The sequence below is a fragment of the Streptomyces prunicolor NBRC 13075 genome (assembly GCF_000367365.1).
Taxonomy (GTDB): Bacteria; Actinomycetota; Actinomycetes; order Streptomycetales; family Streptomycetaceae; genus Streptomyces; species Streptomyces prunicolor.
In genome coordinates, this window is sequence record NZ_BARF01000096.1 from 1 (window position 1) to 20,819 (window position 20,819).

Here is a 20,819-nt window from a genome sequence, read left to right on the forward strand (position 1 = left end):
CGGTCTTCGGCGGCGGCCGTAGGGATGAAGAGAAGGCCCGGGCGAAGGAGCGGGTGTTCTCGTTGCGGGACGAGTTCTCGCAGTGGGACCCGCGTCGGCAACGCCCCGAGCTGTGGAACCTCTACAACGGGCGGCACGCGGCCGGTGAGCACGTCCGGGTGTTCCCGCTGTCCAACTGGACCGAGCTGGACGTCTGGCAGTACATCGCCCGCGAAGGCATCGACCTCCCCCAGATCTACTTCGCGCACGAGCGTGAGGTGTTCGCGCGGGACGGCATGTGGCTGACCGCCGGTGAGTGGGGCGGGCCGAAGGAGACCGAGACGGTCGAGAAGCGGCTCGTCCGGTACCGGACCGTCGGTGACATGTCCTGCACGGGCGCCGTCGACTCCGAGGCGGTGACGCTGGAGCAGGTCATCACCGAGATCGCCGCCTCCCGGCTGACCGAGCGGGGCGCCACGCGCGCCGACGACAAGATGTCCGAGGCCGCGATGGAAGACCGCAAGCGCGAGGGGTACTTCTAACCATGAGCACCATCACGACCGAGGAGCTCTCGGCCACCACGCTGCTGCGGTTCGCCACGGCGGGCTCCGTCGACGACGGCAAGTCCACTTTGGTCGGGCGGCTGTTGCACGACTCCAAGTCGGTCCTCACCGACCAACTCGAAGCCGTACAGCGGGTGTCGGCCGACCGCGGCCAGGACGCACCCGACCTCGCGCTGCTCACCGACGGCCTGCGGGCCGAGCGGGAGCAGGGCATCACGATCGACGTGGCGTACCGCTACTTCGCCACGCCCCGGCGCCGGTTCATCCTCGCCGACACGCCCGGTCATGTGCAGTACACCCGCAACATGGTGACGGGTGCCTCCACGGCCGAGCTGACGGTGATCCTCGTCGACGCCCGCAACGGTGTCGTCGAGCAGACCCGGCGCCACGCGGCGATCGCGGCGCTGCTGCGCGTCCCGCACGTGGTGCTCGCGGTCAACAAGATGGACCTGGTCGAGTACAAGGAGACCGTGTTCGCCGCGATCGCCGAGGAATTCACCGCGTACGCCAGCGAGTTGGGCGTCCCGGAGATCACCGCGATCCCGATCTCGGCGCTGGCCGGCGACAATGTCGTAGAACCGTCCGCGCACATGGACTGGTACGGCGGGCCGACCTTCCTGGAGCACCTGGAGTCGGTGCCGGTCGCCCACGATCTCAGCCACTGCCACGCGCGACTGCCCGTGCAGTACGTGATCCGGCCGCAGAGCGCCGACCTCCCGGACTACCGGGGGTACGCCGGTCAGATCGCGGCCGGTACCTTCCGCGTCGGCGAGGCCGTGACCGTCCTGCCGTCCGGGCGGGCCACGAAGATCTCCGGCATCGACCTGCTCGGCAAGCCGGTCAGGACCGCCTGGACCACACAGTCGGTGACCCTCCTCCTTGAGGACGACATCGACATCTCGCGCGGCGACCTCATCGTGCCCAGCAAGGACGCCCCGGCGACCACGCAGGACGTCGAGGCGACCGTCTGCCATGTCGCCGACGCGCCGCTGACCGTGGGCCACCGGGTACTCCTCAAGCACGGCACCCGCACGGTCAAGGCGATCGTCAAGGACATCCCGTCCCGGCTCACGCTCGACGACCTGTCCCTGCACCCGCATCCGGGACAGCTCGTCGCCAACGACATCGGCCGCGTGAAGATCCGCACCGCGGAGCCACTGCCGGTGGACTCGTACGCCGACTCGCGCCGTACGGGCTCGTTCATCCTGATCGACCCGGCGGACGGCACCACGCTCACCGCCGGCATGGTCGGCGAGTCGTTCGCGGCGCCGGAGCCGGTCAAGGACGCGTCGGACGACGACGGTTGGGACTTCTGACATGACGTCCAGGGACTTCTACTCCACGTTCGCGAAGGAGGGCGGCCGCGTCGGCAGCGGCGCCCTCGGCAGCGGGCAGGGCGGAGTGGCGCGATGTGCGGGCTGACGTACGCGCACCGCTCGCGCGCCCAGTCCCCCCACCCGCCGTCCCGGACACGACGAAGACGAAGACCTGCCGACCTCCCGGCCACGAGCTGAGACCGTGACCGCCGGGCCAACGAGAGGAACACCTCCCGTGCCTGCCAACCGCTCGACATACCTGCGTCGCGGCATCGCCGTGATCGCCGCGCTCCCGCTGCTCACCCTCGCCGCCTGCGGTTACGGGTCGGACTCCAAGAGCACCAACACCAAGGAGAAGGTCGCCGCCGGGTCCTCGAAGATCGAGGGCCTCGACACCGTGAAGATCGGCTACTTCGGCAACCTGACCCACGGGACCGCACTGGTCGGCCGTGAACAGGGCTTCTTCCAGAAGGCGTTGGGCGCCACCAAGGCGTCGTACGCGACCTTCAACGCCGGCCCGTCCGAGATCGAGGCGCTCAACTCGAACTCCATCGACATCGGCTGGATCGGCCCCTCCCCGGCGATCAACGGCTACACCAAGTCCGACGGCAAGAGCCTGAAGATCATCGGCGGTTCGGCTTCGGGCGGGGTGAAGCTGGTCGTCAACCCGAAGAAGATCAAGTCCCTGAAGGACGTCAAGGGCAAGAAGATCGCGACGCCTCAGCTGGGCAACACGCAGGACGTGGCGTTCCTCAACTGGATCGCGGACCAGGGCTGGAAGGTCGACGCGCAGAGCGGCAAGGGTGACGTGACCGTCGTCCGCACCGACAACAAGATCACGCCGGACGCCTTCAAGGCCGGCTCGATCGACGGTGCCTGGGTGCCGGAGCCGACCGCGTCGAAGCTGGTCGCCGAGGGCGGCAAGGTGCTGCTCGACGAGTCGACGCTGTGGCCCGACAAGAAGTTCGTGATCACGAACATCATCGTGTCGCAGAAGTTCCTGAAGGCGCACCCGAAGGTCGTCGAGGCGGTCCTGAAGGGCTCGGTCGCGGCCAACAAGTGGATCAACGCCAACCCGACCGAGGCGAAGGCCGCGGCGAACAAGCAGCTGGAGGCCGACTCCGGCAAGGCGCTGCCCGCCAACGTCCTCGACCCGGCGTGGAGTTCGATCCAGTTCACCAACGACCCGCTGGCCGCCACCCTCAACTCCGAGGCGGAGCACGCGGTGAAGGCGGGTCTGCTGGCGAAGCCCGACCTGAAGGGGATCTACGACCTGACGCTCCTCAACAAGGTCCTCAAGGCGGACGGCGACAGCACGGTCGACGCCGCCGGCCTCGGCACGAGCTGATCGAGGAATCCCGATGACTTCCCAGGAGGTGACGACCATGGCCACGACCCTCGCCAAGGAGACCACCGCGTCGGTCGAGTACGCGACACGCCTTGAGCATGTCTCGAAGTCCTTCGCGACACCCGGTGGGCAGCAGCTCGTCCTGGACGACATCACCATCGATGTCGCGCCGGGCGAGTTCGTCACCCTCCTGGGGGCCTCGGGCTGCGGCAAGTCCACGCTGCTGAACCTGGTGGCGGGGCTCGACAGGCCCACCGCCGGGTCCATCACGACGGACGGCCGCCCGGCACTGATGTTCCAGGAACACGCTCTCTTCCCGTGGCTGACCGCGGGCAAGAACATCGAACTCGCCCTGAAACTCAGGGGAGTTCCGAAGGAGGAGCGGCGCGGCAGGACCGAGGAGCTGCTCGAACTGGTCCGACTGCAGGGCTCGTACGGCAAGCGCGTGCACGAACTGTCCGGCGGGATGCGCCAGCGGGTCGCCATGGCCCGCGCGCTCGCGCAGGAGAGCCGGATCCTGCTGATGGACGAGCCGTTCGCGGCGCTGGACGCCATCACGCGGGACGTCCTGCACGACGAACTGACCCGCATCTGGGGCGAGACGGGACTCTCCGTCCTGTTCGTCACACACAACGTGCGCGAGGCGGTACGGCTCGCGCAGCGGGTCGTCCTGCTGTCCTCCCGGCCCGGCCGGATCGCCCGCGAATGGACGGTCGACATTCCGCAGCCGCGCCGTATCGAGGACGCGCCCGTGGCCGAACTGTCCCTTGAGATCACCGATGTACTGCGTGGGGAGATCCGCCGTCATGGCCAGCAGTGAGACGAAGACGACGGACTCGGTCGGAGGGGCGGCGGCGGGCACCCTCGGGCAGATCATCTCCGTGGAGGCCGGTCTGGACGCCCTGGACCTCGTCGTCACCAGCCGTCCGACCTTCCGGCAGACCTTCGTCAACAAGATCTTCCCGCCGATCGTCGCCCTCGCGGTGGTCATGGTGGTCTGGTTCATCCTGACCCCGATCGTCGACGACCCGACCAAGCTGCCCTCACCGGGCGCCGTGGGCGGCGAGTTCAAGGACGCCTGGCTGCAGGGCAATCTCCTCGGCTACATCTGGACCAGCGTCTCGCGCGGTCTGCTGGGCTTCTTCTTCGCGCTGCTGATCGGTACCCCGCTGGGCCTGGTGGTGGCGCGGGTGAAGTTCATCCGCGCGGCGATCGGCCCGATCCTGTCCGGGCTCCAGTCGCTGCCGTCGGTGGCCTGGGTGCCGCCGGCCGTGATCTGGCTGGGTCTGAACAACTCGATGATGTACACGGTGATCCTGCTCGGCGCGGTCCCCTCGATCGCCAACGGCCTGGTGTCCGGCGTCGACCAGGTGCCGCCGCTGTTCCTGCGGGCGGGCCGCACGATGGGCGCGACCGGCATCAAGGGCATCTGGCACGTCACGCTGCCGGCGGCGCTCCCCGGTTATGTGGCGGGCCTGAAGCAGGGCTGGGCGTTCTCGTGGCGCTCGCTGATGGCGGCGGAGATCATCGCGAACTTCCCCGATCTCGGCGTGGGCCTGGGCCAGTTGCTGGAGAACGGCCGGACCGCCAGCGACATGGCCATGGTGTTCGAGGCCATCGTCCTGATCCTGTTCGTCGGTATCGCCATCGACCTGCTGCTCTTCAGCCCGCTGGAGCGGTGGGTGCTGCGCAGCCGCGGTCTGCTGGTGAAGAGCTGAGCCGAATCGTGCACAGGAAGCCGGTACTCCTCGTCATCGCCCACGGCAGCCGCGATCCGCGGCACGCCGCGACCGTCCACGCCCTCGTACGGCGGGTACGGTCGCGACGGCCCGGGCTGCGCGTGGAGACCGGCTTCCTGGACTTCAACCTCCCTTCCGTGCAAGGGGTCTTGGAGTCACTGGCGGCGGAGGGCGTCCAGGACGTCGTGGCCCTCCCGCTGCTGCTGACCCGCGCGTTCCACGCGAAGGCGGACATCCCCGCGGTCCTCGACGCCGCGCCGGCGCGGCTGCGGATCCGGCAGGCGGAGGTCCTCGGCCCGTCGCCGCTGTTGCTGCGGGCCCTCGAACGGCGGCTCTACGAGACCGGGTTGACGCCCGCCGACAAGTCCTCGACCGGAATCGTGCTGGCCTCGGCGGGGTCCACCGACCCGGAGGCGATCGCCGTGATCGCCGACCTCGCGCGGGCGTGGTGGCGCACCGGCTGGCGTGCCGTGCGGCCCGCGTTCGCGTCGGCGGCCCTGCCCCGCACCGAGGACGCGGTGCGCGAACTGCGGGCCCTGGGCTGCGCACGCGTCGCGGTCGCGCCGTACGTCCTCGCGCCCGGCTTCCTCCCCGACCGCATCGCGCGGGGCGCGGCCGAAGCGGACGTCCTCGCCGATGTGCTGGGCCCGGCACCGGAAGTGGCGCGGGTCCTCCTGGAGCGCTACGACGCGGCCCTCGCCCCGGCCCTCGTGACCGTCGGCGCCTAATACCTTCACGGTTCCTACCTGCCCCGATTCGCGAAAAAAGGTCTCCTCCGGCCCGCGAATCTGCTGGGATGGTTCCTCGCGGAGCTAGCGGGGGAGCAGTACACGTGGCCGGTCGGGACTTCGGGCATCACTTGGGGCTGCCCCGGGCGCTGTCGGGGCTGCCGCTGAGCCCCCTCGTCGCGTCCTACGGCGAGCTCGTCGCCGTCCAACACGGGCTCGGGTTACGGCACTTGGGCGAGGCGCTGCTGCCGCCGGGGGTCGGTGGGCTGGGTGTCCTCGACGGGGTGTACGTGCCGTCCGGGGGGCGTGGTCGCCGGCGGGTGGACGTTCCGTTCCTGGAGGATCTCGCCCGCGCACCGACCCCGACCGCCACACTCCCCGGGCTGTTGGCCGAGGTGCAGCGGCGTGATCCGCAGGCGGTGCGCAGGGTCGTGCTGTATCAGCTGATCGGGCTGTTGCAGGACCGGCCCGTGAAGGAACGCCCGCATACGGCGGCCCAGTTGGGGGTGCACGCCGACGAGGTCGCCGCTCTCGTGGCGGCGGCCCGGGTGCGGCCCGCGCTCGACCGGCGTGAGCGGCAGGCCGCCGAGTCCCTCGCCGGGGCCTGGGAGCAGCACCGGCTGCACCGGGTCCGCACCCTGCTGGAGCGGCTCCCGCACGGCACCGACGACCCGGCGCTACGGTCGCTGCGGACCGAGTCGGCCCGGCGGTTCGCGGTGGTCGACGGGGCGCTGCTCGCGGCACGGCGGGCCGAGGACGACCGGGACGCGGAGACGGCGGGTGCGGAGTATCTGCGCGCGCTGCGTGAAGTCGCCGACGACCGGCGGGCGTTGCGCGGACTGGTGCGGGTGCATCGGCCGCGGGCCGGTGAGCCGGCCGCCCTGGATGCCGAACTCGGCCTGGACCATGTGCGGTTGACGTGGGACGAGGCGGGCTCGGACGCTGACTGGCGGCTCCTGTGTCTGCACCGCGACGAGCGGGGTGCCCCGACCGTGCGTGAAGTCTCCGCGCGCGACGAGGCGTTGGTGCTCGGGAGCACCGTCCGCTATGCCGCCCTCCCCCTGCGCGACGGGCTCGCGGACGGCCCGCCCCTCGTCTCGCACCAGCTGCTCGTCACCCCGGAGGTGGAGGCGCTCACCCTGACGGACGGCCCGGAGCGGATCGAGGGCACCTGGAAGCGGCCCCCGGGCGCCACGGACGTGACCGTCGAGCGCACCGGACCGGACGCCACCGCCGAGCAACTCACCCTCCTTTCCGAGGGGTTCACCCTCACGGGCCTCCCGCCCGGCCGCCACGACATCCGCGTCGTCTGCCACTACCGGGCCCCCGACGGCCGACCGGTCACCTCCCCCGGTGTCCGCGCCACCCGCACCGTCCACCCCTGGCCCTCCCCCGTTCACACCCTCACCGCCCGGCCCGAGGGCGACACCGTCCGGTTCGCCTGGACCGGCGCCGAGGACGCGGACGTACGGCTGGTGGAGTGGCCCGGCGAGGCCCCGGCCCCCGGCGCCGAACTGCACACGCGGGACCTGCCCGCCGGGCTCGGCTGGGCCGAGCGGGACGGGGCGCTGTGTCCGCCGCCCGGCCTGCACGTCCGGGTCGCCGCCGTCGCCGTGCTCGGGGAGCGGGCGCTGGCCGGTCCCGGGGTGGAGGTCGAGGCGCTCCGGCCGGTGACCGGGCTCGCCGCGCGGCGGCTGCCGGGCGGGGAGGCGGAGATCTCCTTGGACTGGCCCGGCGACACCCCTCATCTCAGGGTGAGTTGGGACGCCGGTGAGCGGAGTGTCACCGCGCACGCCTACCGGCGGGGCGGGCTGCGGCTGTCGGTGGGGCAGCGGGCCGTACGGATCCGGGTCGCCGCCGCTGCCCAGGCGCCCGGCGCCGTCGTCGTCGAACCGGGCGCGGCAGAGGTGCTGTTGCCGCCCGACACGGCCATCGGCTATCAACTGGTGCGTGCGCCGCGCCGGTTGCTCGGCCGGGGGCGCCCGCTGCTGCGGGTCACCCTGTCCGCGCCGGAGGGCGAGGACCACGACGGCGCCCCCGAGTTCGTGTGTGTCGCGCGCAGCGGCACACTCCGGCCGCGCAGCGCGGCCGACGGCACGACCCTGCTGCGTATCCCCGGCACCGATCTGCTCCGACTCGGCACGGTGGAGCAGGAGTTGCCGGCCGCGCCCTGCCCGGCGCCGTACACCTTGCGCGGCTTTCTGCTGGGCGAACACGCGGCCTCCGTACGACTCGAAGAACCGTCCCCCGCGACCCTGGTGGTGCGCTGAGCCATGACGACCGTCATCTGCCCCTACTGCTTCGCCCGTACCTCGGCGGCCAAACTGCCCTACCGGTGTCTGATGACCCCGAGCGGGGTGCGCGGCGCCACGCCCTGCGGGCCCGAACGGGACGATGTCTGGGCCGGGTTCGTCGGTCCCGGCATGAATCCGGCGGCCCTGCTGCGGGGGCCGGTGTTCGCCCCGGCGCGCGGGATGGGCGCGCTGGTGTCCGGGCTGCGGGCCGGCTCCGGGAGCAGCGTGCCGTGCCCGGACTGCGGGGTGACCACGACCGTCCGGGTCTGCGCGTCCTGCCACAGCGACCTGCCGAGCGACTACTGCGACCAGGACAGCCGCATCATCGCGCTGGTCGGCGCGAAGGCCTCCGGCAAGAGCACCTATGTGTCCGTGCTGGTCAACGAGTTGAACCAGCGGGTCGGGCAGGCCTATCACGCCTCGCTGGCGGCGATGGGGCAGGCCACGCAGCAGCGGGACAAGGAGATGGCGGAGGACCTGTACGAGCGGCTGCGGCTACCCGACGCGACCCGCCCCGCAGCGCTCGGCTTCAACGACCCGCTGCTGTACCGGCTCAGCGTGCCGCGCCGCGGCAGACTCGGCAGCGGCACCCGGCACACCACGCTGGTCTTCTTCGACGCGGCGGGCGAGGACCTCGCGGGCGCCGAGGCGATGGACCGGTACACGCGCTATCTGAGCGCGGCCGACGGCATCGTCCTGCTGGTCGATCCGCTCCAACTCGGGTCCGTGCGCGACCGGTTGCCGCTCCAGGACGGTCCGCCGCTGCCCATGGTGGAGACACCGCCGCAGCAGATCGCCGCCGATCTGGCCGCCCAGTTGCGCGCCCACGGCAAGCGCGGTTCGCGGGGCCGGGTGAGCACGCCGATCGCGGTCGCGGTGACGAAGACGGACATGCTGAAGCCGCTGCTCGACGCGCACTCGCCGGTGCTGCGCAACGCCCCGCATCCGGAGGGCACGTACGACGAGGACGACCGGCTCGCCGTGCACGAGGAGATCCGCTCCCTGATGGCGGACTGGGACTCGGGGGCCCTGATGCGCCAACTGGAGCTGGACTTCGACCAGTTGTCGATGTTCGGGCTCTCGGCGCTGGGTGCGCCGCCGCCCGCCGACGCACCCGCGGACGTACCGAAGTCGGGGCCGCAGCCGGTGCGGGTGGAGGATCCACTGCTGTGGCTGCTCGCGCTGCGCGGAGTACTGCCGGTCCGTACCGCCGGGAAGGGACGAGCCAAGTGACCCTGGCCCAGCTGCACTACACCTCGGCGCCGCCCGGCCCCGACGGCTCCGGCTTCCGCTTCACCGCGGTCAGCGCGGGCGTTCCGCAGGGGCTGTTGCGGGAGGCCGAGCAGCTCATCGGGTACGAGCCGCCGCGCGACTGCCCCGCCCGGCCCGACGCGGAACAGCTCAAGAGCTTCCCGAAGGCCTTCAGCTTCAGTGAACTCGCGGACGGCGGGCGGCTGTTGAGCCGCTCGGTGTACATCGGCGCCGACTACAGCGGACGCTGGGGCAACTTCCACGCGCACGCCGTCCATCTCCCGTCCGGGACCCGGCTGCCGGACGGTGTGCTGCCCATCACCGCCTGGGAGTCCCCGCGTTGGGCGGACACGACACCCCCGGACGGCAGGCCCACGCCGGTGGACCGTATCGAGCCGTCCGGGCTGCTGCGCAAGGACGCGCTGGTCGCGTTCGCGGTGTCCCGGGCCGGGTGGCTCGCGCCGTTCTTCGCCGATCTGCGGGCGGTCGCCGCGGATCCGGGTGCCGGGCAGATCGTGGTCGTGGAGCACGACAGCGCCGACGTGGCCCAGTGGATCGCGCTCGCCTGCGCGGTCCTGCCCCGCGAACAGGCGCACCGGCTCACCTTCACGACGTACACCCGCCGCCCCCAACAGGCGCGCCAGCAGCTCGTCGGCGCGCTGCCGTCCTCCGAGTCGGTGGCCCACGACCACCGCTACCGCGTCCACGACTGCACCGGCCGGCAACAGCCGTCCGGCCCGGTCGCCGACACCTGGGCCGACCTGTGCGCCCGGATCTGGCGCGCGGGCCGCCCCGACCTGTTTCACAACACCCCCGAAGACCTCGGCCAGTTGGCGGTCACCGCGCTGACCGCGGGCGTCGACCTGCGCTCGGACGCCCGTACGGCGGCGGCCCGTTGGGCGACCGAGCGGGCGGGCGAACTGTCGGACGAGACGCTCACGGCGGTGGTCGCGGGGCTGTGCGCGGTGCCGCCAGCGGGGTCGGGGGCGGCATCGCGGTCGGGCTCGGGGTGGGCGGACGGCTCGAGGTCAGGCTCGGGATGGGCGGACGGCTCGGGGTCAGCGGCAGGGGAACAGGCTGTGCCGCCCACTCCGCGCTCGGCGGGCAGCGCACGGTCCTCGTCGGCCGCCTGGGATTCGGCTCAGGACACACGAACGGGACCGGGCACCCAGGGTTCGGCGGAGTACGGACGGACCGCGCCGGGCGCCCGGAGTTCGACGAACGACGCGCAGACAGGGCCGGGTGGCTACAGCTCGGCGGGCCACGCGCAGAGCGGGCAGGGCGCGTACAACTCCGCGGGCCACGCACAGACGGGGGCGGGCGCCTACAGCTCCGCAGGCCACGCGCAGACGGGGGCTGGCGCCCGCGACTCGGTGGGCCACGGACAGGCGGCACCGTCAGCCCCCGACCCGGCGGGCGACGAACAGGCCGCGCTCGCCGCCCTGTTGGTCCGCTTGGACGGGCAGGTACCGACCCACGTGTCGGCGCCGCTCGCCGCGTGGGTGCTGGCGTCGGCGGTGCTCGGCAAGGGCCCGGTGCCCGTGCTGCGGGCCGGTTCCCTGACTCCGCGCGCCCATGACGAGCTGGCCCGCGATCTCGCACCCGCGCTGCGGGCCGGGCTCGCCGACCCGACGGAACCGCCCGCCGGACGGCCGCTCGCGCTGTTGCGGGTCGCCGACCTGCTCGACATCGACTGCCAGGACCAACTCCCGGAGCTGGCCGGGAGGTTGGCCCGGGATCTGGTGAGCGGAACCCCGGTCGAGCCGGACGGCGACCGAAGCCGGTCACGGGACCTCCGCGCGCCTGGACAGCCGGGCCGGGACCAGCGGGCCCGCACGGGCGCCGATCCCCTGCCCGCCCCACCAACGCACGCCCCGCGCACACCCGGGTCCACCGATCCCTGGCAGGCCGGCACCCGCCCCACCCCACCCGCGCACAGCCCTCACACCCCCGGGCAGCCAGGCCCCACCGACCCCTGGCAGGCCGGCACCCAGCCCGCCCGACCAACGCACGCCCCGCGCACATCCGGGCCCACCGACCCCTGGCAGCCCGGCACCCAGTCCGCCCCACCCGCGCGCGGCCCGCAGCCCCCCGGGCAGCCGAGGCCCGCCGAAGCCCCGGAGGGCAACGCCCGTCCCGCCGGGGGCTGTCCGCCCGCGGTGCTCGACGCGGTGCATGCCCATCCCGGGTTGCGGGTGGCGCTGTTCGGGTCGCTCAACGCGCTCGCCGCCGCCGAACCAGCCGCCGTGGCACAGGCGTTGACGGGGTCCGGGCTGCCCATCGGTCTCCAACCCGGCTTCCCGCATCTGCGGATGTGCGTGACGCCCGTCGGGCCGGGCGACCGGCTCACGCAGTTCCACGAAGTGCACCGCGTCGCGGGTGTCTCGCTGCTCGCCGACCCGGCGGTACTCCGCACCGCCCTGGGGCTCATCTGGTCCGGCGAGCTGCCGACCGGCCTGGAGGCGAGCCTGCTGCTGAACGAGCTGGGGTCCGACGCCCACCGTGCGGCCGGCACCCGGGACCTGCTGATCGACGCGGCCCTCGCCGCACCCCCGGACGACCGTGACGTGCCGGCGCTCGCGGTCGACCTGTTGCGCTGCTTCCACACGGAGCTGCCGCCCGCTCCGCACGCGGCCCTGCTTCTTCTTGAGTTCACGGGGCAGTTGGGCACCGAGGCAGAGAGCGACGAGTGGGTCACGCGGGTACTGAGTCAGCTGGCCCGCGCCGGCGAGTCGGTACCGGACCCGGTCGTCGAGCGCGCCTTCCAGTCCCTCGCCCGGCGGCTTCTCGAAGGACAGGTGCCGCCCAACGAGCTGTACGCACTCGCCCGTTCGGGTGAACCTCGGCTCCTCGCGACGTACGAAAAAGTGGGCCGTTCGGACCGGGTGGGCGACCGGCTGCGGACCGTGCCGTCGTATGTCGCCGACCTGTTCTGCGACTGGACCGCGTTCCCGGAAACCCATCCGGCCTGGAACGAGACCCGGAACACCCTGCTCGGCAAGGTGCTGCGGCCGGTCGTACGGGCACTGCCCGCCGAGGACCAGACCGAGGTCGAGGCGGAGCTCGGCCGGGCGGGCCGGGGCAAGCTCGACGCGTACCGGGCCTGGAACCGACCCGGCGCCCTGGGGCGTCTCGCGGGACGGCTGTCCGGACGTGGACGGCGCGCCGACCAGACCGAGGTCTGGCCCGGCGACGTGGAACCGCCGACCGAGGGAGGCCGCCGATGACCGTCCTGTCACCCGTGACGTTCCTGGCCGTCTGGACCGGGATCATCGCGGTCGGGCTGTGCCTGGGCCGGGTGCTGTGGGCGTTCCTCTGGATCGGCGCGCGGGCCGTGTGGCGCGGCCTCGGACCCTGGCAGCCGGGCCGCACCGACCAGCGGGTGCCGCTGGTCGCCGCGGGCGCCGAACCCGCCCATCTCGGTTACTACTGGCGGCAGTTGTGGGTGGACTCGTGGACGGCCGGACGCTACGGGATGCAGGTCGTGTGGACGGCGTTCCGCGATCCGTGGCTGCACCGGATCGTACGGAACCTGTTCCGCGGCCGGCACCCGTCGGGCCGCCGCGGCCGGGCGCCGATCAACCGCTTCGGGTACGTGGTCCTCGTGGCGCCCGGCACCTTCGTGGGCGCGCTGCTCGGCGCGGTGCTCGCCACCGTCCTGCTCGCCGTGTCCCTCCTGTACTTCGGGCTGCTGGTCGGTCTGGTGTGGCTGGGCTGCGCGACGGCGATCCCGGTGCTGCGCGCGGTGGAGCGCGGCTGGGCGCTGACCCGCGGCATCCGCGTCAAGTGCCCCTACCCGGGCTGCTATCGGCCGGTCCCGCTGGCCGTGCACCGCTGCTCCGGCTGCCAGAAACCGCACAAGTCGCTACGGCCCGGACGGCACGGTGTGCTGGGGCACGGCTGTGTGTGCGGGCACCGGCTGCCCACGACCCGGCTCGCGGGGCGCGGCAAGCTCACCGCGCTGTGCCCGCACTGCGACCGGGTGCTGCCCGAGACGGTCGGCACCACCCGGGTCGTGCACGCGCCTTTGGTCGGCGGCACCTCTTCCGGCAAGACGATGCTCATGGCGGCCATGGTCGAGGGCCTGCACGCCTGGGCCCGGCACGGCGACCTGAGCGTCGAGTACGCCTCCGCCGACGACCGCCGCACGTTCAACGACCTCAACCAGGAGCTGAACAGCACCGGTTGGGCCCACGCGACGACCGGCGGCCAGCCGCGCGCCCTGATGCTGACGGTGGCGCGCGGCCGACGACGCCGACTGCTCTATCTCTACGACCCGATGGGCGAGTCGGTGAGCGAGGCCGAACGGGTGCGTGCCCAGAAGTACTTGGAGCACACGGACGGTGTCGTCCTGGTCGCCGACGTCCTGGCCGACCTCAAGGTGCGCGGACGGCTAGGCACCGAGGACGCCGAACGGGCCGGGGCGGCACGCCCGTCCACGCAGGGCCCGTGGGAGACGTACCAGCGGCTCACCGGTGAGCTCAACGCGCTGACCGGCCGTCGGCGCGGGCGGCTGTCCGTGGCCACCGTCGTCACCAAGCGGGACGTCCTGGACCGGCTCGTCACCCTGCCGGTGCCGGGGGCGCGGGTCGACACCTGGCTGGAGGAGATCGGCCTCGGCGGACTCGTCCGGGCCATCGGGCACGACTTCAAGGAAGCCCGCTACTGGGCGGTGAGCGCCCATGCCGCCACCGGCACCGGTCCGCTGGAGAGCGAGCAACGCCGGGCCGCGGAACCGGTGTTGTGGCTGCTCGCGGCCTCGGGACTGAAGACGCCCGCGCTCAGCGCGCCCCGCGCCGAACCGGAGAAGAGGTACTCCCCGGCATGACGAAGGTGACCCCACCGATCGGACACGGACGACGGCTGCTGGCGGGCCTGTTCGTCGCCTCTCTGGTGCTCACGGCGGCCACCCTGGCCTACTTGACCTATCTGCTCCTGCCTCGATCGTTCTGACCTGTTCCTCCCCAACTCCCAGAAAGGACACGGAGTGAGCGACATTCCCGGCGGGCCCATGGCCAACCGGCCGGTCCACTTCATCTGGCTGCTCGACTGCTCGTACTCGATGCAGGGCGAGAAGATCGGCCAGCTCAACTACGGGATCAGAGAAGCGATCCCGGAGATGCGGTCGGTGGCGCACGACAACCCGGCGGCCCAACTGCTGCTGCGGACCGTCACGTTCTCCACCACGGCCCAGTGGCTTCATCAGACCCCGGTCCCGGTCGACGACTTCACCTGGCAGGACGTCGAGGTGGACGGCATGACCAACCTCGGTGAGGCCCTGCACCTGGTCTCGCGCGAACTACAGAGCCCGCCGATGCCGCAGCGCGCGCTGAAGCCGGTGCTGGCGCTGGTGTCGGACGGGGTGCCCACGGACGACTGGCGGGCGGGCCTGAAGGCCATCGACGCGACACCGTGGGGCCGTAAGGCGGTACGGGTCGCGATCGCGATCGGCACCGACGCGGACCGCAGTGTGCTCCAGGAGTTCCTGGGCAACCCCGAGTTGCAGCCGCTGGACGCCAACAGCCCCAAACAGCTTGCGGCGGCGATCCGTTGGGCGTCGACGGCGGCGGTGAAGGCGGCCTCGCAGCCGGTCGCGGGCGACTCGTCCGGCCTGAACATGACCAAGCAGCCGTACGCGCCGCCGGTCATCGACGACGACGATGACGACGACGTGTGGTGACGCTCGGGGTGCGACGTTGGGAGACGCTGGCCGGGAGCGTGCAGGGCGTCGGGAAGAAGCGCAACCAGGACTGGTTCACCTGTCAGGGCACCGGTTCCGGCGAGGACCCGCTGCTGCTGGCGGTGGCCGACGGACACGGCTCGGCCGCCCACGCCCGCAGCGACCTCGGCGCGCGCTTCGCCGTGGACCGCTTCGTCGGCCGGGCCGAGCTGTTCGCCCGGGCCGCCCGCGACTGCCATGAACCGGGCCGCCTCGCCCGCCTGATGACCTACGCCCGCGACGACTTCCCGCGCGCCCTGGTCCAGGACTGGCGCGAGGAGGCCCTCGGCCACTGGTCCCGCCACCGCCCGATCGCCGACACGGGCACACCGGAACCCCACCAGAGCGAGAAACTCCTCCTCTACGGCACGACGCTGATCGGCGCCGTCCTCACGCCGTGGCTGTTCGTGGCCTGGCAGATCGGCGACGGCGATCTCGCGGTGGTCGAGCACGACGGCACCCTGAGCCGGCCGCTGGCCCCCGCCGAGGAGGATCTCGGCGACGAGACGGAGTCGCTGTGCGGCCGGGAGGCGTGGAGCGCGGTGCGGATGCACTGGGCACCGGTGTTCGACCAGTCCCGCACCCCGCGCCTGGTGGTGCTGTCGACGGACGGCCTGTCGAAGAGCTTCGCCTCGGGCGACGGCTACCGGCAGTTCGTGGCGGGCCTGGACGGCCGGCTCGCGTCGGACGGCAGCGAGGGGGTGCGCGAGGTGCTCCCCCACTGGCTGGAGCAGGCCTCGAAGTACTCGGGCGACGACACGACCCTGGCGGCGGCGCTGCGGCACGCGTCGACGGTGACGGGCGGCGGCCCACCGGACCTCCCGGACGTCTCACCGGCCGCCCCGCCCGACGCCCCGCCCATGGACACGGAACGGAACACGGAGACATAGATGAGCGGCATGCTCGACAGCGGCACGCGGCTGACCGCGCAGAACGGCGAAGAGATCCAGATCGTCGACATGCTGGGCGCGGGCGGCCAGGGCGAGGTGTACCGGGCCAAGACCCCGGGCGGGGACAAGGCCCTCAAGTGGTACTACCCGACCTGCGCGACCCCGGAACAGGACGCGATCGTACGGGAGTTGGTGGACCGGGACTTCGACGACGACCGGTTCCTGTGGCCCGAGGCGTATGTGCCCGCGTACAAGGGGTCGTTCGGGTATCTCATGGGGTTGCGCCCCGACCACTTCAAGGGGCTGCCCGCGCTGTTCCGGCGGCAACTGCGCACCACACCAAGGGCGTTGCTGACGGCGTGCCTGTACACGGTGGAGGCGTACCAGGCGCTGCACTCACGGGGCATCGCCTACCGGGACATCTCCTGGGGCAACATCTTCTTCGACCCGGACACCGGTGACGTGCTGGTCTGCGACAACGACAACGCGGTGGTGGAGGGGGACGTCAGCGGCATCTCCGGGACGATGGAGTTCATGGCCCCGGAACTGGTCCGCGCCGAGCCGGGCGCCCGCCCCGGCACCCAGTCCGACCTGCACTCCCTCGCCGTACTCCTGTTCATGTTCCTGATGAACCATCACCCGCTGAAGGGCAAGCGGGAGTTGGGCATCCACTGCCTCGACGAGGCGGCGGAGCGCAAGCTGTACGGCAAGAGCCCGCTGTTCGTCTTCGACCCGGCCGACGATTCCAACGAGCCCGACCCGATGGAGCACGCGACCGTGCTGGCCACCTGGAGCGCGGCGGCCGGGAAGCTCCAGGACCTGTTCCGGCGCGGATTCACGGTCGGGCTGCACGATCCGGCGGCCCGGGTCCGCGAGTCGGAGTGGCGGGACGCGCTGCGGGCCGTACTGGACTCGGTCGTGGAGTGCGCCTCGTGCGGGCGGCAGAACATGACGGAGCCCGGCGAGAACCCGCCGCCCCGCGCCTGTTGGGGCTGCCGCACCCAACTCGCGCTGCCACCACGCCTGGTGGTGACCACTCCCCCGCCGCGCGCCGAGCACCACATCCGGCTGGGCCGGGCGGCCCGGGTGCAGGCCCACCATCTGCGGCCGGAGCCGACCCGGCACGACTGCTCGGACGCGAGCCTGGTCGCCGAACTGGTCGAACACCCCTCGAAGCCGGGCCGGTTCGGCATCGCCAACCGCTCCCAGCAGACCTGGACGGGGACCCGCTCCGACGGCACCTCGCAGCAGATCGGTCCCGGTCAGACGGTGCCGCTGCGGTCGGGCCTCGAACTGGACCTCGGAGGCGGGGCGCGGGCGGTGGTCAAGGCCAAGTGAGGTGTAGGGGCGCCCTGTTGGTACCGGGCGCCCCTACCGCTTCACAGGCCCAGCGCGTGCTTCAGTTGCTCGGCCAGGGCGAGCCCGCCGCTGCCGGCCCCGACGCCGAGGGTGATGGTCTCCAGCGCGGCCCGGATACGACCCCGGTTGGCGGCCCGGCCCTCCTCACCGGCCTGGACCAACTCGCCCTGGATGACGTGGGCTTGAGGGACGAGGGTCGGGTTCTCGCCGCGCATCCGGTCGACGAGTTGTTCGGCGATGCGCAGGACGGTCGCGGAGTCCGTGCCGTGGTTCACGACGTGACCTTGGTCGCCGATGTGACTGTTGGTGATGTTGCCGCCGTTGAAGTTGAACGTGCTCATTGTCCCGTCCCCGTCCGTGTTCAGGGTTGTGGTGCCCCGCCGTGGCCCGAAGGCCCTTGGCCTTGTGGCCCGTTGTTGCTGACGTGGCCTTGGTTGCCCACGGCACTGTTGTGGATGTCCCCGGAGATGTTGTAGGTCTGCGTGCTGATGTTGGCCTGTGCCTTGTCGAAGGAACTGGTGTCGACGTTGTGGGCCTTGAGGAACTTCTCGGTGGCGACGAGGACACCGCCCTGGAGCCTGAAGAGGAAGTCCTGCGAGTCGATGCGTTCCGCGTAGCCCGCCTCGGCCCAGTCCCCGATCCGTTCGCGCAGGCTGTCGGTCGCACCGACGTCCAGGACGATGTGGTGGTCCAGGATCTCCCGCCGCCGCTCCGCCATGAACTTCTCGCGGGTGCGCCGCACCCTGCGCAGCGCCCGCAACCGCCCGACGGCTCCCCGGAGTTCGGGCCAGGTACGCGAGTTGGCGTACCGGAGCAGGCTCCACCAGCGCTTGGAAGGGGTCACGGGCAGGTGGTCCACCAGGTGGAAACGCCCGCTCAGCGGCGGGATCGCGTACGCGGCGACCTCCCAGGTGAGGCTCGGCCCGCTGAGGATCGCCCGCAGGTACATGGAGACGATGATCCGCCCGCCGTCGCCGACCCGCTCCAGGCACAGATGGGTCCGCATGCCGGCACCCGGGCTCTGCACGCCCGCCTGCACCAGTTGGCTGGGGATCTTCGGCAGCGGGCGGGCGGTGCGGTCGGGCAGCAGTTCCGGAAGCATGTAGGCGTTGCTGCCGAGGACGTAGAGCCGGTTCTTGGTCCGCAGTCCGTCGAGCCCGGAGAGCGCCTCCATCTCCTTGGCCACATAGGTGTGCAGCTCGACGGCGTCGAAGGGGCGGATGGTGAGCTTGCCGCCCTGCGGCGCGTCGGCCGGCTTGCTGACGTCGATCGGCTGCCAGACGACTTCCTTGATCTTTCTGCCGCTGCCGACGAACGGGTTGGTGAGGGCCGCCGCGTCGGCGTACGGCAGCACGTTGGCCCGCTTGTTCGAGTGTTCCTGAAGCCAGGTCTCCGCCGCCGCGTCCACCGGCGGCGCCAGCTTCTCCACCTTGTCGGGGTTGCGGAACACCTCCTGCGCCGTCTCGCGGGCTTGGGCCTCCGCACGGTGGACCAGCCACCACGAGGCGCCGAGGACGATGACGGGTCCGTAGACGCCCACCAGGACGACCGAGCCGAGGCCGTTCGCGAGTCCCCAGACCGCCACCAGCAGCGAGGCGCCGAACGCCGCGCTGAGCCAGGCGAGTTGGCGGTCCAGGGCCGCACGGCGGAGCAGGGCGGCGCGGGCGTGCCGGGCGAGCGCGACGAGGTTGATGCCGAGCGTGAGGCCCAGCGCGTGGAACCGGTCCCCGGTGAGCTCCTCGTCGACCTCGCGGGCGAACGCCTCGTCGAGATGCACCGACGCGCACAGCCGCCGGGTGACCCCGTCCTTGCGGTACTGCGGCAACGACGGTAGGACTCTCCCCGCCACGATGACCTGCCCTTCCGTCCGAACTCGCGCACTTCACCCTAGGGACAACAAGCCTGTTTTGTCCCGGAGTTCGGCGAGTCGGCGGGAACGTCAGCCGCCCATGGCCTGTTGTCCCGGGTTCCGTCCGCTGGCCGCGAGGGCACGGTCGAAGACGGGGGCGTCGTCCGGTACGGGTACCGGGTCGGCGAAGCCGTCGTACTGGCGGTAGAGGTCGCCGTGCTTCTCGACCACGGCGAGGACGAGTCGGGCCGCGCCGTCCGAGACGGTGTACCGCTGGCCGGTGGCGGTGGCGACGTCCCAGCCGTGCACCGCCAGCTCCTTGATGATCATCGAGGCGAGTTCGTCGGCCGGCATCTTCGCCATGCCGAGGTCGACCTCGCCCTCCCACACCGCCGGGTCGGCCCAGGCGGCGACGGCCCGGTCCAGCTGGGCGGCGTACGCCTGTGCCCAGTCCGGATCGGCGGTGAAGTCGCGCGCGGTCAGCTCCTCGGAGAGCTGCTTGCGCAGGGCGCGGTGCTCCATGCCGTGCGAGGTGTAGAGGACCCAGTGGTTGACCATCGCGCGGACGTCCCAGTCGGGGCAGTGCGTGCGGTCGTCGAGTTGGGCCGCGCCGACACCGCGCGCGACACGGGCCGCCTCGGCGGCGCATTCGATCATGTACGGGTGCAGGTCGTGGTTGCTCATGCCCGCCACGCTAGGGAGGGCACCGTCAGGACTCTTGAACAAACGCGACAGCCTCGTCGGCGAGCCGGACCAGCTCGTCGAACGGCAGCGAACCGGGCGCCCTGCGTTCGCGCGCGAACCCGTTCGCGAGCCGTTGCAGCAGGTCGTTGAGCGGTGTCGGTACGCCGTGCAGCCGCCCCAGCAGCGCGATCTCGCCGTTGAGATAGTCGGCCTCGATGGTGCCGGTGCCCCGGTTCAGCGACTGCCAGGAGGAACCGCCGCCGCGCGGGGTGCCGTCGATCTCCACGAGCTGGATCTTGTCGCCGCGTGCCGCCTTCTCCTCCTCGGCGCTCGCGTAGGCGATACCGGCGGCGTCGAGCACGGCGGCGCCCTCGGCCCGTACCCGCCGGTAGAGGGCCAGGCCCTCCTCGCCGCCGTTCGGCCCGGCGACCGCCTCGATCGCGTTGACCAGGTTGCCGAGCAGCTTGGCGTACTGCCAGCGCGTCACGTCCGGTACGACGGGCGCCTCGAACCTCGACTTCTCCAGGTCGGCGGCGATCAGCCGGGCGGTCTCGTCGGTGCCGTGCGGATAGCGGCCGAGGTGCAGGATGCCGGTGAGCGGGGTGCCTTCGGCGGCGACCACACCCGGTTCGACGAAGGTCGCGGGCAGCCAGACGCAGACGCCGTGGACCCGCCGGAAGCGGCGCAGCGCCAGGCGTTGGCTCTCCACGCCGTTCTGCGCGCAGACGATGGGGAGTCGCTCGGCAGCCGTGCCGCCACCGGCGACCGGTGCCGGGCCCCAGACCGCGAGCGCGGCCTCGCTGTCCTGCGTCTTGACCGCGAGCACGAGCACGTCGTCGGGCCTCAACTCGCCCAGTTCCGCGGGCTCTTCGACGACCGGCAGCCGGTACGTCGACTCCCCGTCCGGCACCTTGAGCCGAAGCCCGTGCTCGGCCAGCGCCGCCCGCTGCGTACCCCGGGCGACCAGGACGACCTCGCACCCGGCCCCGGCCAGCCGACCGCCGATGGCCCCGCCGACCGCTCCTGCTCCGATGATGATGTAGCGCATGGGACGAGCCTCGCACAGCACCCGCGGGCCGGCTCATCGGGTCCGGAGTCCG

At 72.0% G+C, this 20,819-nt stretch carries 18 protein-coding genes; 14 read left to right on the forward strand and 4 right to left on the reverse strand.

All coding sequences use genetic code 11. The annotated features are described in order from the left end of the window. The 14 genes from cysD to SPR02S_RS40500 form a co-directional block, all read left to right on the forward strand. Nucleotides 1-521: sulfate adenylyltransferase subunit CysD (cysD, locus tag SPR02S_RS40430; protein WP_019062729.1), on the forward strand; the 521-nt coding region annotated here is incomplete at its 5' end. A gap of 2 nt (nt 522-523) precedes the next feature. Then, nucleotides 524-1,858: a sulfate adenylyltransferase subunit 1 gene (locus SPR02S_RS40435; RefSeq protein WP_019062730.1), complete on the forward strand. Its 1,335-nt coding sequence runs from the start codon at nt 524-526 to the stop codon at nt 1,856-1,858. A gap of 235 nt (nt 1,859-2,093) precedes the next feature. Then, nucleotides 2,094-3,206, forward strand: a complete 1,113-nt coding sequence (locus tag SPR02S_RS40445; protein WP_019062731.1) for an aliphatic sulfonate ABC transporter substrate-binding protein — start codon at nt 2,094-2,096, stop codon at nt 3,204-3,206. A 37-nt stretch (nt 3,207-3,243) separates the two neighbouring features. Further along, the gene (locus SPR02S_RS40450) at nt 3,244-4,026 is read left to right on the forward strand and encodes an ABC transporter ATP-binding protein (protein WP_026151300.1); all 783 of its coding nucleotides are present in this window, start codon (nt 3,244-3,246) and stop codon (nt 4,024-4,026) included. Next, a complete protein-coding gene (locus SPR02S_RS40455; RefSeq protein WP_019062733.1) occupies nt 4,013-4,924 on the forward strand; it encodes an ABC transporter permease in 912 nt (303 codons plus the stop codon). Before SPR02S_RS40450 ends, SPR02S_RS40455 begins: the two co-directional genes overlap by 14 nt. An 8-nt stretch (nt 4,925-4,932) precedes the next feature. Next, complete coding sequence (locus tag SPR02S_RS40460) at nt 4,933-5,673, forward strand: sirohydrochlorin chelatase (RefSeq protein WP_019062734.1); 741 nt, start codon at nt 4,933-4,935, stop codon at nt 5,671-5,673. Between the two features lie 104 nt (nt 5,674-5,777). Beyond that, the gene (locus tag SPR02S_RS40465) at nt 5,778-7,943 is read left to right on the forward strand and encodes a hypothetical protein (protein WP_019062735.1); all 2,166 of its coding nucleotides are present in this window, start codon (nt 5,778-5,780) and stop codon (nt 7,941-7,943) included. Nucleotides 7,944-7,946: 3 nt separating this feature from the next. Continuing rightward, entirely contained in the window at nt 7,947-9,200 is a 1,254-nt protein-coding gene (locus tag SPR02S_RS40470) for a TRAFAC clade GTPase domain-containing protein (protein WP_019062736.1), read from the forward strand. Next, on the forward strand, nt 9,197-12,445 hold the full coding sequence (locus tag SPR02S_RS65260; protein ID WP_019062737.1) for a GTPase-associated protein 1-related protein: 3,249 nt from the start codon (nt 9,197-9,199) through the stop codon (nt 12,443-12,445). Before SPR02S_RS40470 ends, SPR02S_RS65260 begins: the two co-directional genes overlap by 4 nt. Further along, the gene (locus SPR02S_RS40480) at nt 12,442-14,046 is read left to right on the forward strand and encodes a TRAFAC clade GTPase domain-containing protein (protein WP_019062738.1); all 1,605 of its coding nucleotides are present in this window, start codon (nt 12,442-12,444) and stop codon (nt 14,044-14,046) included. The genes SPR02S_RS65260 and SPR02S_RS40480 overlap by 4 nt, the downstream gene beginning before the upstream one ends. Then, on the forward strand, nt 14,043-14,171 hold the full coding sequence (locus tag SPR02S_RS65870) for a hypothetical protein (protein WP_019062739.1): 129 nt from the start codon (nt 14,043-14,045) through the stop codon (nt 14,169-14,171). Before SPR02S_RS40480 ends, SPR02S_RS65870 begins: the two co-directional genes overlap by 4 nt. Before the next feature lie 58 nt (nt 14,172-14,229). Continuing rightward, on the forward strand, nt 14,230-14,898 hold the full coding sequence (locus SPR02S_RS40490) for a vWA domain-containing protein (RefSeq protein ID WP_019062740.1): 669 nt from the start codon (nt 14,230-14,232) through the stop codon (nt 14,896-14,898). Beyond that, nucleotides 14,892-15,827 carry a protein phosphatase 2C domain-containing protein gene (locus tag SPR02S_RS40495; RefSeq protein ID WP_019062741.1) on the forward strand — a complete coding sequence of 312 codons (936 nt, stop codon included), beginning with the start codon at nt 14,892-14,894 and terminating at the stop codon, nt 15,825-15,827. The genes SPR02S_RS40490 and SPR02S_RS40495 overlap by 7 nt, the downstream gene beginning before the upstream one ends. Then, complete coding sequence (locus SPR02S_RS40500; protein WP_019062742.1) at nt 15,828-17,165, forward strand: protein kinase domain-containing protein; 1,338 nt, start codon at nt 15,828-15,830, stop codon at nt 17,163-17,165. 41 nt (nt 17,166-17,206) lie between these two features. Here the strand turns inward: SPR02S_RS40500 and SPR02S_RS40505 are convergent, their stop codons facing one another. From SPR02S_RS40505 to SPR02S_RS40520, 4 genes are all read right to left on the reverse strand, one after another. Further along, complete coding sequence (locus SPR02S_RS40505) at nt 17,207-17,527, reverse strand: hypothetical protein (RefSeq protein ID WP_019062743.1); 321 nt, start codon at nt 17,525-17,527, stop codon at nt 17,207-17,209. A gap of 20 nt (nt 17,528-17,547) precedes the next feature. Next, the gene (locus SPR02S_RS40510) at nt 17,548-19,035 is read right to left on the reverse strand and encodes an AbeC-like domain-containing protein (RefSeq protein WP_026151301.1); all 1,488 of its coding nucleotides are present in this window, start codon (nt 19,033-19,035) and stop codon (nt 17,548-17,550) included. Between the two features lie 90 nt (nt 19,036-19,125). Beyond that, the gene (locus SPR02S_RS40515; protein ID WP_026151302.1) at nt 19,126-19,719 is read right to left on the reverse strand and encodes a TIGR03086 family metal-binding protein; all 594 of its coding nucleotides are present in this window, start codon (nt 19,717-19,719) and stop codon (nt 19,126-19,128) included. 25 nt (nt 19,720-19,744) lie between these two features. Next, nucleotides 19,745-20,767 (reverse strand): ketopantoate reductase family protein, encoded by a 1,023-nt coding sequence (locus tag SPR02S_RS40520; RefSeq protein ID WP_019062746.1) that lies wholly within the window; start codon nt 20,765-20,767, stop codon nt 19,745-19,747. Between the last annotated feature and the right edge of the window lie 52 nt (nt 20,768-20,819).